We start from the raw sequence: 16,567 nt of genomic DNA, 5'->3' as shown, positions 1-16,567 counted from the left end.
TCGGAGGAACAGGGAGGACGGACATATCATGGTCGATATTCGATCGGGCGCCGAGGAGGTCATCCCGCCTGCAGAAGTCGAAGATGTGGAACTTTACCATCCAAAGAGCTGGTGGACGAAATATGTCTTCAGCCAGGATGCCAAGATCATTGCCGTCCAATACTCGGTGACGGCGATGGCGATCGGTTTCGTCGCGCTCGTCCTGTCCTGGTTGATGCGCCTGCAGCTTGCCTTTCCCGGTTACTTCGCTTTCATCGACGCGGAGCACTATTACCAGTTCATCACCATGCATGGCATGATCATGGTAATCTATCTCCTCACCGCACTGTTTCTCGGCGGTTTCGGCAACTACCTCATTCCCCTGATGCTCGGCGCCAGGGACATGGTGTTTCCCTATGCCAACATGCTGAGTTACTGGATTTATCTGCTCGCCGTGCTTGTGCTCGTCGCCGGATTTTTCGCGCCCGGCGGACCAACCGGGGCCGGCTGGACGCTCTATCCGCCGCAAGCCATTCTTTCGGGCACGCCGGGGGGACAGGACTGGGGCATCATTCTCATGCTGTCGTCGCTGATCCTGTTCATCATCGGCTTCACGATGGGCGGCCTGAATTATGTCGTGACCGTGCTGCAGGGACGCGCGCGCGGCATGACGCTGATGCGCATGCCACTGACGGTCTGGGGAATTTTCACCGCGACGGTCATGGCGCTGCTTGCCTTTCCCGCACTTTTCGTTGCCGCCGTGATGATGCTGTTCGACCGGCTGCTCGGGACAAGCTTCTTCATGCCTGCCATCGTGGAGATGGGCACGCAGCTGCAGCAGGGTGGCGGCAGTCCGATCCTTTTCCAGCATCTCTTCTGGTTTTTCGGACATCCCGAGGTCTATATCGTGGCGCTTCCCGCCTTCGGGATCGTCTCCGATCTCATTAGCACGCATGCGCGAAAGAATATCTTCGGCTACCGCATGATGGTCTGGGCGATCCTGATCATCGGGGCGCTCAGCTTCATCGTCTGGGCGCATCACATGTATGTCAGCGGCATGAACCCGAATTTCGGCTTCTTCTTTGCCGTCACGACGCTCATCATTGCGGTACCGACCGCCATCAAGGTCTATAACTGGGTGCTGACGCTCTGGCGCGGCGATATCCACCTGACGCTGCCGATGCTTTTTGCGCTCGCCTTCATTCTGACTTTCGTCAATGGCGGCCTGACGGGGCTGTTCCTCGGCAATGTGGTCGTCGACGTGCCTTTGTCCGATACGATGTTCGTCGTGGCGCATTTTCACATGGTGATGGGCGTGGCACCGATCCTGGTCATTTTCGGTGCGATCTATCATTGGTATCCGAAGGTGACCGGACGCATGCTGGACGAGACGCTGGGGCACATCCATTTCTGGACCACGTTCATCGGCACCTATGCGATCTTCTTTCCCATGCACTATCTCGGCTTGGTGGGCGTGCCGCGCCGCTATTACGAGATGGGCGAGACGGCTTTCGTTCCGCCGTCCGCCGATACGCTGAACGTTTTCATCACCGCTGCCGCGCTGATTGTCGGGGCAGCGCAGATCGTCTTCCTGTTCAATCTGGTCTGGAGCCTTTTCAGAGGCCGGGAAGCCGGCGGCAATCCGTGGCGTGCGACAACGCTGGAATGGCAGACGCCGCAGACCCCACCGGTGCATGGCAACTGGGGCAAGGAACTGCCGGTGGTCTACCGTTGGGCGTATGATTACAGCGTGCCAGGCAATAGCGAGGACTTCCTTGCGCAGAATGATCCGGGCACCGCCCGGACGGCGGCGGGAGCAGCTTCATGAGCGTCATGATGATCTTCCTGGCGGTCATCGCCGTCATCGTCCTCTGGTGGATGACCCAGCACCGGCTGACATCCAAGCCGTGGCTGGAAGTGGGACTGGTGACCGAGTCGGCTGGCCAAAAGCGATTGCCGATCGCGCCCGCAAGGGTCGGGCTCGGCATTTTCCTCGCCGTAGTTGGCGCGCTCTTTGCGCTTCTGATCAGCGCCTACTTCATGCGCATGGCGGCAGCCGACTGGTGGGCGACGCCCATTCCCCGGCTGCTCTGGGTCAACACCGCCGCGCTTGCGCTCAGCAGCGTCGCGCTCGAATGGGCAAAGGGCGAGGCACGCCGCGGTCGTAGCGACATCATGCGGGTTGCGCTCCTTTTGGGGTTGGCGACGGCATTCCTCTTTCTCGCTGGACAGGTGATGGCGTGGCGGGAGCTGGCGGCGGCCGGTTACGTGCTTGCCGACAATCCTGCCAACAGCTTCTTCTACATGCTGACCGGCCTGCACGGCCTGCACATTCTGGGCGGTCTGGCGGTGCTCGGCCGCACGACGGGCAGGGCCTTCGACGGTCGTTTCCCTGCCCGCAGGCTGCACCTCAGCCTCGAGCTCTGCGCCGTCTACTGGCATTTCATGCTTTTCGTCTGGGTGGTTCTCTTCGCACTCTTTGCCGGCTGGGCGAATGATTTCGTCGATCTCTGCCGCCAGCTGATTTCGTGAGGGATGAAGGATGGCTGAATATACGCAAGCGCAAACCGGCGGAACACTCGAGCGGCCCGAAGGCCTGCGTGGGATCGCGGCCGATCTGTCTTCCGACCAGCGGGCGTTCAAGAACGTCTCGTGGGGGAAGGCCATGATGTGGATCTTCCTCCTCAGCGACACCTTCGTCTTCGGCTGCTTTCTGCTTGCCTATATGACCGCGCGCATGTCTACGCCTGTCGATTGGCCGAATCCCAGCGAGGTCTTCGCGCTTCATATCGGTGGGCAGGAATTGCCGCTGATTCTGATCGCCATCATGACCTTCGTCCTCATCAGCAGTTCCGGCACGATGGCGATGGCTGTCAATTTTGGATATCGCCGCGAACGCGGACGGACGGCTGCCCTGATGCTGTTGACAGCGGTTCTCGGCGCGACATTCGTCGGCATGCAGGCGTTCGAATGGACGAAACTGATCTCGGAAGGCGTACGGCCCTGGGAGAATCCCTGGGGTGCGGCGCAATTCGGTTCGTCGTTCTTCATGATCACCGGATTCCACGGCACCCATGTCACTTTCGGCGTGATTTTCCTTCTGATCGTCGCCCGCAAGGTCTGGCGCGGTGATTTCGACACGGAGCGGCGGGGCTTTTTTACCAGCCGCAAGGGTGATTACGAGATCGTTGAGATCATGGGTCTCTACTGGCACTTCGTCGATCTCGTCTGGGTGTTCATCTTCGCATTCTTCTATTTGTGGTGAGGACTGCCATGGCACATGCGCAAACGCATTCCGGACAACAACACCCCGTCAAGCTCTATCTCCTGGTCTGGGGGTTGCTTTTCGTCCTCAGCACCTTCTCGTACCTGGTCGACTATTTCGCCATCCAGGGCTATGCGCGGTGGTTCCTGATCCTGTTCTTCATGGTGCTGAAGGCAGGACTGATCGTCGCCGTCTTCATGCACATGGCGTGGGAGCGGCTGGCACTTGTCTATGCAATCCTGGTGCCGCCGGTTCTGGTGCTTGTTTTCGTCGCCATGATGGTCTCGGAATCGAACTATACGATCTTCACGCGGCTGACCTTCTCCAGTGTGGGCCTCTGACGCGATCACTTGTCGAACCTTAGAAGATCGAAGAATTGTTTGGCTTCGACATGTTTCCGTTAACTTCAACGGGTTGCTCAGCCATGTTGCTTGGCAAAAAACGTAGTTAATTTTTACAGTTAAGCAGCTTTTAACGTTTCCAATTCATTATCCATGCAAAGCCTTTCAGATTGGCAGGGGGTCCGCTCTGCCGATGCAACTGGATTTTGGAGTGGATCATGAAAAGAAGCTTGTCCGGCATCTTTGCCGCATTGCTTGTCACATCAAATGCTTTCGCCGCCGATCTCGCTCCTATCGAGCCCGCGCCGGAAATGCCGCCGGAAGTCACGGTAACTGAATCGACCGGCTGGTATCTGCGCGGCGATGTCGGCTACGGCTTCACCGACATGCGCGGGGCCCGCTACTTCCAGGGAAGCAACGCCAATGAGGTCGATTTCGACAAGGCCGAGCTACGCGACTCCTGGACGGTCGGCGGCGGCGTTGGTTACCAGATCAACAATTACTTCCGCACCGACCTTACGCTCGACTACCTGACCAAGGCTGATTTCCGCGGCTCAACGACCGGCCTGTGCGGCGACCCACTCGAGGCCTGCACGTCTCGCGACGTCTCGTCGCTCACGGCCTGGACGCTGATGGCGAATGCCTATGTCGACCTCGGCACTTACGGCGTCTTCACGCCTTATGTCGGCGGTGGCATCGGCGGTACCTATGTCAAATGGAAAAATCTTCGTAACGTCTCCTGCCAGGATGATGGCGGCGGTTGCGATGACGAAGTGATCCATGGCGGCCGCGGCAACTGGCGCTTTAGCTACGCGCTGATGGCCGGCGCCTCGATCGACGTCACTTGTAATGTCAAGGCGGATGTCGGCTATCGCTTCCTGCATGTCGACGGCGGCAGCATGTTCGGTTACGCGAGCAATGGTGGTCCTGGCCGGGACAAGGGCTTCAATGTTCATGAAGCCCGCGTCGGCGCCCGTTACCTCTTCGGCGGTTGCCAGCAGGCAAGCTACGAGCCGCCGCCGGAAATTCCGCTGCAGCCGTCGGTCTACAAGTGATCCGCAGTCTCAGCTACTGATCGAAAGCCGCCCGTTGGGGCGGCTTTTTTCGTCATGGGTGCAGATTAAGTACGTTCAGAAGTCTACTTTCGAGGTGTGCCATTGTCTGCGCATCAAGTGCGCCTACGCGGGTCTTCAGGTCGAAAGCTGGGACTGCCGATATCTTATCGCACTAGCATAGGACAGCTTTCTTCGGGTCGTTCTCCCCCTGTCGGCCCCCGCATGGATGAAGCGGTCTTGATCGCGCCTGCGTCAAAAAATCCTCCGGATGCGACACTTCCACGTTGACTATAATGCGCGTCATCTATATCCACGGCGGCGGGACACTCCTCCCCAACGAGGAGCTATCTATCTGGAAGGATAGCACATGGCGAAGACCGCAAAGCCGGACGTACGTCCGCAAAATACTCATTTCTCTTCTGGCCCCTGCTCAAAGCGCCCCGGTTGGACGCTCGATGCCCTTTCTGACGCGGCTCTCGGCCGTTCGCACCGCGCGAAAGTCGGCAAGGCAAAGCTGAAGCAAGCCATCGATCTTACCCGCGAAGTCCTGGAAGTGCCGGCGGATTACCGCATCGGCATCGTTCCGGCTTCCGATACCGGCGCCGTTGAAATGGCGCTCTGGTCGCTGCTCGGTGAGCGCGGCGTCGACATGCTCGCCTGGGAAAGCTTCGGCGCCGGCTGGGTCACTGATGTCGTCAAGCAACTGAAGCTCAAGGACGTCCGCAAGCTCGAAGCCGGTTACGGCGAGCTGCCAGACCTTGCCTCCGTCGATTTCGACCGCGACGTGGTCTTCACCTGGAACGGTACCACCTCGGGCGTTCGCGTTCCGAACGGTGATTTCATCCCTGCCGACCGCAAGGGACTGACGATCTGCGACGCGACGTCTGCCGCTTTTGCGCAGAACCTCGATTTCGCCAAGCTCGATGTCGTCACCTTTTCCTGGCAGAAGGTTCTCGGCGGCGAGGGCGCGCATGGTGTCATCATCCTTTCACCGCGCGCGGTTGAGCGCCTGCTGACCTATACGCCGGCCTGGCCGCTGCCGAAGATCTTCCGCATGACTTCCGGCGGCAAGCTCTCCGAAGGCATTTTTCAGGGCGAGACGATCAACACGCCTTCGATGCTCTGCGTCGAGGACTATCTCGATGCACTTTTTTGGGCAAAGCAGCTCGGCGGCCTCAGGGCGCTGATGGCGCGTGCCGATGCGAATGCCAAGGTCATAGCCGATTTCGTTGCGGCCAACGACTGGATCGCCAACCTGGCGGTGAAGCCGGAGACCGCGTCTAATACGTCGGTCTGCCTGAAGATCGTCGACAAGGATGTTGCGGCACTCGACGCCGACGGCCAGGCGAATTTTGCCAAGGGCATCGTCTCGCTGCTCGAGAAGGAAGGTGTCGCCTACGACATCGGCCATTATCGCGACGCGCCCTCGGGCCTCCGTATCTGGGCAGGCGCCACGATCGAAACCGCCGACATGCAGAAGCTGATGCCCTGGATCTCCTGGGCCTTCGAGACGCAGAAGGCGACGCTTTCCCAGGCTGCTGCCTGACGTGATCGCATCCGGCTCCGCTCACTGAGCGGGGCCTCCGCATTCATTTATCATCGCTGAACACTTTTGAAGGAAGCCCCCAATGGCACCTCGCGTTCTCGTATCCGACGAATTGTCGGAAACCGCCGTCCAGATCTTCCGCGACCGCGGCGTCGAAGTCGATTTCCAGCCGCAACTCGGCAAGGACAAGGACAAGCTCGCCGAAATCATCGGCAACTATGACGGTCTTGCCATCCGCTCCGCCACAAAGGCGACGGAAAAGCTGATTGCAGCCGCGACCAACCTCAAGGTCATTGGGCGCGCCGGCATCGGTGTCGACAATGTCGATATCCCGGCTGCCTCGCGCCGCGGCATCATCGTCATGAACACGCCCTTCGGCAACTCCATCACGACCGCCGAACACGCAATCGCGCTGATGTTCGCCGTTGCCCGCCAGCTGCCGCAGGCTGATGCCTCGACGCAGGCCGGCAAGTGGGAGAAGTCGAAGTTCATGGGTGTCGAAATCACCGGCAAGACGCTTGGCGTTATCGGTGCCGGCAACATTGGCTCGATCGTCTGCGCTCGCGCCATTGGTCTCAAGATGCACGTTCTCGCCTACGACCCGTTCCTGTCCAAGGAGCGCGCTGAGGAAATGGGCGTTATCAAGGTCGAGCTCGACGAACTGCTTGCCAAGGCTGACTTCATCACGCTGCATGTGCCGATGACGGACAAGACGCGCGGTATCCTCAACAGGGACGCACTGGCGAAGACGAAGCCGGGTGTGCGCATCATCAACTGCGCCCGCGGCGGTCTCGTCGATGAGGCTGCGCTTGCAGAGGCGATCAAGTCCGGCCATGTCGCCGGTGCTGCCTTCGATGTTTTCGAGGTCGAGCCCGCCAAAGAAAGCCCGCTCTTCGGTCTGCCAAACGTCGTCTGCACGCCGCATCTCGGTGCGTCGACCACGGAAGCGCAGGAAAACGTCGCCCTGCAGGTTGCCGAGCAGATGGCGGACTACCTGGTCAAGGGTGCCGTTTCCAACGCTATCAACATGCCGTCGATCACGGCTGAAGAAGCGCCGATCCTGAAGCCGTTCATCAGGCTCGCCGACGTTCTCGGCGCCTTCGTCGGCCAGGTCACCGAGGAGCCGATCAAGGAAATCGAGATCCTCTACGACGGCGCCACGGCGAACATGAATACCCGGGCGCTGACGAGCGCGCTGCTTGCCGGTCTGATCCGCACGCAGGTTGCCGACGTCAACATGGTTTCGGCCCCGATCATGATCAAGGAAAAGGGCATCGTGCTCTCCGAGGTCAAGCGCGACAAGACCGGCGTCTTCGACGGCTACATCAAGCTCACGGTGACGACCGAAAGCATGACGCGCTCGATCGCCGGTACCGTCTTCTCCGACGGCAAGCCGCGCTTCATCCAGATCAAGGGCATCAACCTCGATGCCGATGTCGGCAGCCACATGGTCTATATTGCCAACACCGACGTTCCCGGCATGATCGGCTTCATCGGCACGACGCTCGGGGAAGCCGGTGTGAACATCGCCAACTTCCAGCTCGGCCGCGACAAGCAGGGTGGTGATGCGATCGCGCTCCTCTATGTCGATGGTCCGATCGGCGACGACGTTCTCGCGAAGCTGACGGCCCACCGGGCAATCCGCCAGGCCAAGCCCTTGGTCTTCGCGGTCGATTAAGATTTCCTCCCAAGGAAGAATGCGAATGCCCGGCGCGGGGGACTGCGCCGGGCAAAGCTTTCAATCAGATCGAAAAGTTGGCGCTGTTCGGAATCTGACCTTGTGGTGTCAGGTCATCGACGGCCTTCGGTAGGTCTTTTGAAAGGCGTTTGAGGATTTCATCCTCACGCAAGCCCGTCTTTGCAGAAAGTTCTTCGAGAACGTCCGCGCCGAGCGCTTGCGAGAGCTGCCGGTCGTCGATCGGCTTGTTCGCACCGGGCGATACCCATGAATCCGCCGTTTCGCCATAGCCGTTCTTGGTGAACTGATCGAGTAGGCCGCCAAGGCCGCCACTCAGGATACCGCCGGCGGAGCCGCCCTTGACGAGGTCACCAAGACCACCGCCTGCAAGGCCGCCGAGAAGTCCGCCCAAGCCTCCTCCAGAAGGTTGCGAGGGCACTCCGCCGGGCTCCGTGCCGGCAGTTTGCGGCTGTGCGCCGCCTTGCGTGAGTTCGCGGAGTGCTGCGGCGATTTTGTCGCGGTTCTGGTAGCCGGCGACGGCAAGTATGCCGAGCAATGCCGTAAGATTTCTGCGATCCATGATATCCTCCCCATCGAGATTTGCCCGGGCGCCGCATTCGAAGAATACAGCCCGAATGCGGGAATGCGCGGACGGCAACATGGTTCCCGTGTCATCGAAAATTCATCACAAGCTATGGTTGGCTCGCTATCGCACCGGACGTAGCAGCCGCAGCGCATTGAGTGTCACCAGCACTGTTGCGCCCGTATCGGCGAGGATTGCGGGCCAGAGGCCGGTGAGGCCGATGACGGTCGTGACGAGGAAGACCGCCTTCAGGCCAAGCGCGATGGCGATGTTTTCGAAGATGTTACGCATCGTCCGCTTGGAAAGCTCGATCATCGCCGCCACGTCGCCGACGCGGCCGTGCAAGACCGCCGCATCCGCGGTCTCCAGCGCTACGTCCGTGCCGCCTCCCATGGCGATGCCGACATCTGCGGCCGCCAGGGCAGGGGCGTCGTTGATGCCGTCGCCGACTTTGGCGACAATGAAGCCTTCGCGCATCAGTTCGCCGACAAAACGCTGCTTGTCTCCGGGCATGAGTTCGGCTCGGACATCGATACCAAGCTGTTCACCGATCGCCCTTGCTGTGCGCTCGTTGTCGCCGGTCAGCATGACGATCCGGACCCCGGCATCGGTCAGCATCTTGAGGCCGGCTTTTGCGTCCCCGCGCGGCTCGTCGCGCATGGCGATCAAACCGGCGGCTTTGCCGTCGACGAGGAGAACCGATACGCTTTTGCCCTGTTCGTTCAATGCAGCGATGCGCTCGTCCTGTTCGGCCGTCAGGGCGCCCGTCGCGCGAGCGGCAGACGGAGAGAGAAGATCGAGCCTTTCACCGCCGACGCGGCCAGTCATGCCCTTGCCGGGAATGGCTTCCACCTCAAAGGCCGGCGGTACGGGTACCTTGTCGCTCTTTGCGCGATCGAGGATCGCCAGTGCGAGAGGGTGGCTGGAGTTTCTTTCCAGGACGGCCGTGCGCGAAAGCACTTGAGCCCCCGTCAATTCGAAAGGCACGATGTCGGTCACCCTCGGCTTACCTTCGGTCAGCGTACCGGTTTTATCGAGCGCGACGGCGGTGACCTTGCCGAGCGTTTCCAGCACGGCACCACCCTTCATCAGCAATCCGCGCCGCGCGCCTGCCGACAGCGAAGCGGCGATTGCAGCGGGCGTCGAGATCACCAGAGCGCAGGGGCAGCCGATCAGCAGGATCGCAAGCCCCTTGTAGATCCATTCGTCCCAGGCGCCATCAAAAAGGAGCGGCGGGATGATCGCGACCAATGCCGCGGCCGCGACGACGCCTGGCGTATAGTAGCGCGAGAAGCGGTCGATGAAACGCTCGGTGGGCGCCTTCGATTCTTGCGCTTCCTCGACGAGTTTGATGACGCGGGCGATCGTGTTGTCGGCACTTGCCGCAGTTACCTTGATACGGAGCGCGGCATCACCGTTCACCGTTCCGGCAAAGACCGTGTCATCGGTACTTTTGCGCACCGGAACGCTTTCCCCCGTCACAGGCGCCTCGTCGATCGCGCTTTCGCCCGAGACGATGACGCCGTCAGCGGAAATCCGGTCGCCCGGGCGGACGAGGATGGTGGAGCCAACAGCGAGCGTTTCCGCCGGCACTTCGCGCGTTTGGCCGTTTTCCTCCAGCAAGGCGTTCTTCGGCACGAGCGCCGTCAGCGATTGAATGCTCGCCCGAGCACGTCCGGCGGCAACCCCTTCCAGCAACTCGCCGACCAGAAAGAGGAAGACGACGGCTGCGGCCTCCTCTCCGGCGTCGATGATAACGGCGCCGACGGCCGCGATCGTCATCAGCATCTCGATCGAAAACGGGGTTCCGGAAAGTGCCGCCGTCATCGCGCGGCGGGCGATCGGTACAAGACCGATCAGCACGGCGGCAACAAAGGCGTAGGAGGCGATCGCCGGCATGAGATGCCCGGCAGCATAGGCCACGGCAAGAGCCGCACCGGCTGCGATCGTCAGCCGCCCTTTCCTGCTTTGCCACCAGAGGCCGCCCATCTGCCCATGGTCGTGGCCGGGCACCCCTGTGATGTCCTTTTCAGAATGAGTATGTCCATGGTGATCATGATCGGTATGACGATGATTATGGCCTTGCGCAGCGTGATCGTGATCCGGCGCCTTCGCCGGCATCGCCACGACCGAATAGCCGAGACCGGTCACCTTCTTCTCGATCGCTTTCAGATCACTGGTACCGTCATGGCTGATGGTCATCGTGCCGGCGGTCACGGAAACGGAAACCTCCTCGACGCCGGCGATGCGGCGGACTGCCGTGTCTATCTTCGCCGCGCAGGATGCGCAGTCCATGCCGCCAACTTTGTATTTCGCCCGAGCCGCTTCAGCCATTTCGGATTTCCTTGTTCTTCAGCAGCATTCTTCCTACATGCTCTAGCGACTAGAGGTGCAAGAGGAAAATCATGAAAAAGATCACGATCGGCGATGCAGCCCGCCAGAGCGGGGTGAAGGTTCCGACGATCCGCTACTATGAGAGCATAGGGCTGCTGGCGGCGCCCAGCCGCAGCGAGGGCAACCAGCGCTCCTATGAACCTGCCGATATCCGCCGCCTTGCCTTCATCCGCCATGCCCGCGAACTCGGCTTCGAGGTCGGTTCCATCCGAACCTTGCTGGCGCTGCAGGATGATCCCGATCAATCCTGCGCTTCAGCCGATGCGATCGCAAAAGCGCGGCTCATCGAGGTCGAACAGCGTATCCGCAGCCTCATGGCATTGAAAGCCGAGCTGGAGATCATGGTCGAAGGCTGCGGCCACGGCCGTGTGGATCAGTGCCGGGTCATCGAAGTCCTTGCCGATCACGGCCAGTGCATGCATCCGCACCACTGAACTTAAACGGCGCAGATCGTTTCTCATGGGATCGCATGGTCAAGGTCCATACCGATCGCCCTCACTACTGGAATGGCAAGAACGTGGAGAAGTGGTGCTGAAGCCTTAATCGCCTCAGCCCTTCGGGGGGTCGCCGTAGGCAGTCCTTGCAAGCAACTCGGTGACCTCTCCATCGCTGGTCTGATTGAAATCGTCATAGTGAAGGCTGACCGCCTGGAGGTCTTCAGGCGCGGATAGACAGAAGACTTCGTCGACTTGCGCCCTCAGTTCCTCGATTACCATCCGCGGCGCAACCGGAACCGCAAGCGTGATATGGGCCGCACCCGCCTGGCGGAGCGCCTTCAATCCAGCCTTTACCGATGCGCCGGTGGCAATGCCGTCGTCGACGAGAATGACGCTCCGGTTCGCAAGATCAGTCGGTGGGCGATCGCCGAGGTAAACCTTTCGGCGCCTCTCTATCTCTTCGAGCTGGCGGGCTGCTTCTTTCTCGAAATAATCGAGGGACGCGCCGCAATAAACAAGGACGTCTTCGTTCATCACACGTTGTGGATTTTTGCCGTCGACGACAGCGCCGATGGCATATTCCGGATAGCCAGGCGCCCCGATCTTGCGGACGAGGAGGATATCGAGCGGCGCGTGCAGGCAGCGCGCGAGTTCGAATGCCACAGGCACGCCGCCGCGCGGCAGACCGAGCACGACCGGGTCATCGCTTCGTGCGCCAATGGCCTCGGCGAGCCTTCTGCCCGCGTCGGCACGATCGTGAAAGCGGAGAGCGCTCTGCATCGTCACAATCCGAACGGATAGGTTTCGGGCACACCGTGCGGGCGCACGGCGGCAAGCGGATTGACGGCTTTCGTTTCTTCGAACCAAAGGTAGCAGTCGAACTGTTCCGGAAGCACCGCTTCGAAATAGTGGCTGTAGAATTCGCTTTCCGGCCGGTAGACAACGCCGATGGCGCGTTCAAGTCGGCGTTCCGACAATATCTCGCGCACTGCCCGATCGCGGGTTCCGCGCAGGTCGGTCAGCGATCTCGGTATCGCGGTCTGCCGGAAAACACGCTCGTAAGAGTCCGGACGCGAAGGATTGACGGTCTTGACTTTTACCGGCTGATCCCAGTCGTCGGCGGCCGCCACAGTACCGCGGTCCGTCCCGAAGCCCACGAGAAGGGCCTCCTCGCCATAGGCGATCCGGGCAGGCTCACCGATGTTGAACTGGCCGTCCCAGCCCATGGCGGTGGCAGCCGCATTGCCGATGTGCGAATTGTGGGCCCATACGACAGCCTTTGCATCTGGCCGATGCTCCATCAGCTTCTGGAGCGTTTCGAACATGTGCTTGTCGCGCAGGTTCCAGGAATCGTTGCCGCTCCGGTACATCGCCCGATAATAGTGTTCGGCGGTTGCGACGATACGCGCATTTTGAGCTGCATCGAGAAAGTCCTCGCCGTCAGCGGCGGCATAATCGAGCTCGCGGGCGAGCAGTTCCTGCAACTGTGCGACGACGGCCGGTTCGCATTCCTCCTGAACGCCGGAAAGGATGGCATGGGCATAGCCCGCGGGCCGCTCCTGCCATGGCGTCAGGCAGGCATAACGGCGGCGGGCTTCTATCGCCTCCTCGGGATCGATACGCTGGAGGTAATCGAGCACGGCTTTGAGCGAGCTATTCAGTGAGCAGATATCCAAGCCGCGGAATTCGACGCCCCGATCCGGCGCGAGGCTCTCATTGTAGCTGCGCAGCCAGGAGACGAACTGCTCGAACTCGGCGTTCCGCCACATCCAATCGGGAAAACGTATAAACGACTCTGGGTCGTAGGTTCGCACGTTCCGGTGGCGCACATGCCGGTCGATCCTTTCGGCGTCGGGCCAATCGGCTTCGACGGCGATAATGTTGAAACCGTGATTTTCGATAAGGTTTCGGGTGATTGCCGCGCGCGCCTGGTAGAACTCGGCGGTGCCGTGCGACGCCTCGCCGAGGAAGACGACCTTCGAGCCGTCGATATATGGATCGAAGAAGACGCCGAATTCGATCATATGAGCGGGATCAGGCAGCAGTTCGCATGCATGGCGAATTGCATGCGCGATGCCGTCCGCCTGGTTCGGTTTAAGTTCCAGGAGAGTCACATGAGCCTCCTTTTCGAAATGTGATCGGTTATTTGTGCGTTGTTCGTAAGGGCGGTTCGACGCCTTCGTTGGCTCCGTATCGTCTCACTAGAAACAAATTGCCGCAGGGATTGTTCCTGCGGCATCAAACGGCTTCCAATTGCCTATCAACATTCTTCCGCCTAAAGTTCAGGCGATCTATGATACTGATTTTATTTATTTTTCCTCTATAACCAGCCGGATGTTTCCAGCTATCTTCGCGCCTTCGCCTTCGCCTTCGCCTTCGCCTTCGCCTTCGCCTTCGACAAGATTAAGCTCGATCGCAGCTTCTGGCCGGTATCGAGAGCGATGCCGGCATTCTCGCCATCATCCGCGCAGTCGGCATCGCTCCGGGCTTCAATGCGCGACGCCTGCCGAAGGTGTCGAAACAAAAGAGTAGCTCAAGAGGCTCAGGTAGGAGGTTCGGGGAAATCCAGAGCTATCTGCTCGGCAAGACCATGCCACGGGCGCAAGCCGAAGAATTGATATACGGCACGTCCTTAAAAGCTGCGCATCGCCGTCAACGGCTCAGATCTCGCATCGAAAGGCTCCGCGGCCTTGCTGCGCTGCAAGCGGTCGCATGAATTTTTACCCTTTTCCATATTGCAATGCACCCTAAGTGCCGGCTCATGTCCGACCTTGTGAACGATATTCGCGGCCAAGGCATCTGGCTGCCTGATTGGGTGGCAAGCATTGGCACCTTCGCTATCGTGGTGGCGTTCTCGCTTTTCTTCCATCGCGTGGCTTTCCGGCTTCTCACACGCCTCGTCGCCTCACACGATCTCTTCTGGCGGTCGCTTGTCTCCCGGCTCGAGGGCATGGCGCGGCTGGCAATCCTAGCTGCGGCGCTGGGCTTTGCCGCCACGATTTCACCGCTCACGGAATATCAGGCCTCGACGCTGCGTCACGTGCTGCTGATCGCCTTCATCATCCTCGTTGCCTGGATGGCGAAGACCGCCAAGCATATCTGGATGACGGTCTATCTGCGGCGCTTCAAGCTGGACGCCGAGGACAATCTGCTCGCGCGCAAGCATGTCACGCAGTCGCGGATCATCGAGCGGATCGCAGACATGATCATCGTCGTCGTGACGATTTCCGCCTGCATGATGACTTTCGACGCGGTCAAGCAATATGGGGTGAGTCTGCTCGCATCCGCCGGCGTTGCCGGCATCGTCGTCGGTCTGGCTTTGCAGCCGGTCCTGAAAAATCTCTTCGCCGGCATTCAGCTTGCGATCACGCAGCCGATCCGCATCGACGATGCGCTTCTGGTCGAGGGCGAATGGGGCAATGTCGAGGAGATCACCTCGACTTACGTCGTCGTGAAAATATGGGACTGGCGCCGCCTCGTCCTGCCGCTCAGCTATTTTATCGAGAACCCGTTCCAGAACTGGACGCGCGAGAGCGCATCGCTGATCGGCACGGTCATGATCTATCTCGACTACAGCGTGCCGGTTTCCGCGATCCGCGCCAAGGCGGAGGAGATACTGGCTGGCTCCAAGCTCTGGGATCGGAGGGTGGCCAACGTCGCCGTCACCGATTTCAGGGAGAGCGTCATGGAAATCCGCATCCTCGCCTCAGCCTCGAATTCCGGGCGAACCTTCGATCTGCGGTGCGAAATCCGCGAAAAGCTGATCGATTTCATCCAACGCGAATATCCGCAGGCCTTGCCGCAGCTCAGAGCGATGCTGGAGGGCCGGGAGGAGAGAGGGCGCAAGGCGGCAGCGGAATAGCGCGGCGTGGCTGCAAATCCCCGCCTCTTGCGCGAAGCCGCAATCCTTTCTATATCCACGGCCACGAAAGCCCTGCCAACGAGCCTGCCGGAAGAGCAGGAAATCCGCCGCATTTGCAGGGCAAACGGCGGGGCGAAACAAGCACTGAACTGGCAGCACCCGTGAACACACTGGATTTTGACAAGAAGCCGGAAGATACGCGCGTTGTCGTCGCCATGTCGGGCGGCGTCGACAGTTCCGTCGTTGCCGGCATCTTGAAGCGCCAGGGCTACGATGTGCTCGGTATCACGCTGCAGCTTTATGACCATGGCGCGGCCGTTCACCGCGCCGGCTCCTGCTGTGCCGGGCAGGACATCGACGATGCGCGCCGCGTCTGCGAAACGCTCGGCATTCCGCATTACGTGCTCGATTACGAGAAGCGCTTCCGCGACACCGTCATCAATCCCTTCATGGAAAGCTATGTCGCCGGCGAAACGCCGATCCCTTGCGTGTCCTGCAATCAGACCGTCAAGTTCGCTGATCTTCTGGCGACCGCCAAGGAACTCGGCGCCGATGCGCTGGCGACCGGCCATTACATCCGTTCGCGCCCGAATCCGGCATCCGGCAACCCCAGCCGCCGCGCGCTTTACCGCCCGGCCGATGCCGATCGTGACCAGAGCTATTTCCTGTTTGCAACCACCCAGGAGCAGATCGACTATCTTCGCTTCCCGCTCGGCGGGTTGCCGAAGGCCGAGACCCGCAGGCTTGCCGAAGAGATGGGGCTCGTCGTTGCCAAGAAGGCCGACAGCCAGGACATCTGTTTCGTGCCGCAGGGCAAATATTCCGATATCATCACCAAGCTGAAGCCGAACTCGGCGCTGGCGGGCGAGATCGTGCATCTCGACGGCCGCGTGCTCGGCAGCCATGACGGTATCCTTCATTATACGATCGGCCAGCGCCGCGGCATCGGCGTTGCGACCGGCGAGCCGCTCTATGTCGTCTTTCTCGATGCGCGCTCCCGCCGTGTCATTGTCGGTCCCAAGGAAGCGCTGGAGACACACCGCGTCTATCTTCGCGACCTCAACTGGCTCGGCGACGAACCGCTTTCCGAAGCTGCGTCCGGCGAAGGTTTTGCCTGCTACGCGAAGGTTCGCTCTACCCGGGCGCCGGCACCGGCCATTCTCCGTGCCGATGCGCGCGGCATCTATGTCGACCTGACCGTCGGCGAAGCCGGCGTGGCGCCCGGCCAGGCCTGCGCGCTCTATTCGGCGCCGGGCGACGACGCCCGCGTCTTTGGCGGCGGCTTTGTCGAGCGTTCAGAGCGCGAGCCGGCGGCCGAAGCCTCGCTGAAGGCCCTGCTTTCCAGACCCGTCGCCGCCTGAACCGGACGCGAAACGGCGTGCAACAAAGCTCGCCGTTTTCTTGATGTCACCTGCTTGACACCAAGC

General features: G+C 60.5%; 14 protein-coding genes. 10 read left to right on the top strand and 4 right to left on the bottom strand.

Annotated features, from left to right (window positions below):
- Nucleotides 1–28: 28 nt before the first annotated feature.
- The 7 genes from ctaD (at nucleotide 29) to serA (ending at nucleotide 7,864) form a co-directional block, all read left to right on the top strand.
- Nucleotides 29–1,807, top strand: coding sequence for a cytochrome c oxidase subunit I (ctaD, locus tag ISN39_RS15545; protein ID WP_194728133.1), 1,779 nt, complete (start codon nucleotides 29–31; stop codon nucleotides 1,805–1,807).
- Nucleotides 1,804–2,511 carry a cytochrome c oxidase subunit 3 gene (locus tag ISN39_RS15540; protein ID WP_194728132.1) on the top strand — a complete coding sequence of 236 codons (708 nt, stop codon included), beginning with the start codon at nucleotides 1,804–1,806 and terminating at the stop codon, nucleotides 2,509–2,511. Before ctaD ends, ISN39_RS15540 begins: the two co-directional genes overlap by 4 nt.
- A 10-nt stretch (nucleotides 2,512–2,521) precedes the next feature.
- Nucleotides 2,522–3,244 carry a heme-copper oxidase subunit III family protein gene (locus tag ISN39_RS15535; RefSeq protein WP_194728131.1) on the top strand — a complete coding sequence of 241 codons (723 nt, stop codon included), beginning with the start codon at nucleotides 2,522–2,524 and terminating at the stop codon, nucleotides 3,242–3,244.
- Nucleotides 3,245–3,252: 8 nt separating this feature from the next.
- On the top strand, nucleotides 3,253–3,585 hold the full coding sequence (locus ISN39_RS15530) for a cytochrome C oxidase subunit IV family protein (RefSeq protein ID WP_039846010.1): 333 nt from the start codon (nucleotides 3,253–3,255) through the stop codon (nucleotides 3,583–3,585).
- 218 nt (nucleotides 3,586–3,803) lie between these two features.
- Complete coding sequence (locus ISN39_RS15525; protein ID WP_194728130.1) at nucleotides 3,804–4,640, top strand: outer membrane protein; 837 nt, start codon at nucleotides 3,804–3,806, stop codon at nucleotides 4,638–4,640.
- Between the two features lie 367 nt (nucleotides 4,641–5,007).
- Nucleotides 5,008–6,186: a phosphoserine transaminase gene (locus ISN39_RS15520; protein WP_194728129.1), complete on the top strand. Its 1,179-nt coding sequence runs from the start codon at nucleotides 5,008–5,010 to the stop codon at nucleotides 6,184–6,186.
- An 82-nt stretch (nucleotides 6,187–6,268) separates the two neighbouring features.
- Nucleotides 6,269–7,864, top strand: a complete 1,596-nt coding sequence (serA, locus tag ISN39_RS15515; protein ID WP_194728128.1) for a phosphoglycerate dehydrogenase — start codon at nucleotides 6,269–6,271, stop codon at nucleotides 7,862–7,864.
- Between the two features lie 64 nt (nucleotides 7,865–7,928).
- Here the strand turns inward: serA and ISN39_RS15510 are convergent, their stop codons facing one another.
- Together ISN39_RS15510 and ISN39_RS15505 are read right to left on the bottom strand one after the other, a co-directional pair.
- Nucleotides 7,929–8,444 (bottom strand): YidB family protein, encoded by a 516-nt coding sequence (locus tag ISN39_RS15510; RefSeq protein ID WP_074070415.1) that lies wholly within the window; start codon nucleotides 8,442–8,444, stop codon nucleotides 7,929–7,931.
- 126 nt (nucleotides 8,445–8,570) lie between these two features.
- Nucleotides 8,571–10,781: a heavy metal translocating P-type ATPase gene (locus tag ISN39_RS15505; RefSeq protein ID WP_194728127.1), complete on the bottom strand. Its 2,211-nt coding sequence runs from the start codon at nucleotides 10,779–10,781 to the stop codon at nucleotides 8,571–8,573.
- Nucleotides 10,782–10,852: 71 nt separating this feature from the next.
- Here ISN39_RS15505 and ISN39_RS15500 point away from each other — a divergent pair, with 71 nt between their 5' ends.
- On the top strand, nucleotides 10,853–11,275 hold the full coding sequence (locus ISN39_RS15500) for a helix-turn-helix domain-containing protein (RefSeq protein WP_039846005.1): 423 nt from the start codon (nucleotides 10,853–10,855) through the stop codon (nucleotides 11,273–11,275).
- A gap of 114 nt (nucleotides 11,276–11,389) precedes the next feature.
- Here ISN39_RS15500 and ISN39_RS15495 read toward each other — a convergent pair whose 3' ends face one another.
- On the bottom strand, nucleotides 11,390–12,058 hold the full coding sequence (locus tag ISN39_RS15495; RefSeq protein WP_194728126.1) for a phosphoribosyltransferase: 669 nt from the start codon (nucleotides 12,056–12,058) through the stop codon (nucleotides 11,390–11,392).
- Between the two features lie 2 nt (nucleotides 12,059–12,060).
- Nucleotides 12,061–13,392, bottom strand: coding sequence for an erythromycin esterase family protein (locus ISN39_RS15490; protein WP_246763240.1), 1,332 nt, complete (start codon nucleotides 13,390–13,392; stop codon nucleotides 12,061–12,063).
- A gap of 647 nt (nucleotides 13,393–14,039) precedes the next feature.
- Here ISN39_RS15490 and ISN39_RS15485 point away from each other — a divergent pair.
- On the top strand, nucleotides 14,040–15,140 hold the full coding sequence (locus ISN39_RS15485; RefSeq protein ID WP_074069575.1) for a mechanosensitive ion channel family protein: 1,101 nt from the start codon (nucleotides 14,040–14,042) through the stop codon (nucleotides 15,138–15,140).
- 161 nt (nucleotides 15,141–15,301) lie between these two features.
- Complete coding sequence (gene mnmA, locus ISN39_RS15480; protein ID WP_194728125.1) at nucleotides 15,302–16,501, top strand: tRNA 2-thiouridine(34) synthase MnmA; 1,200 nt, start codon at nucleotides 15,302–15,304, stop codon at nucleotides 16,499–16,501.
- The last annotated feature ends 66 nt before the right edge of the window (nucleotides 16,502–16,567 follow it).

The sequence above is a fragment of the Rhizobium sp. 007 genome, assembly GCF_015353075.1.
In the GTDB taxonomy this organism is placed as follows: domain Bacteria; phylum Pseudomonadota; class Alphaproteobacteria; order Rhizobiales; family Rhizobiaceae; genus Rhizobium.
Note: the sequence above shows the minus strand (reverse complement) of the source record. Positions and strands in the feature narration are given on the sequence as shown.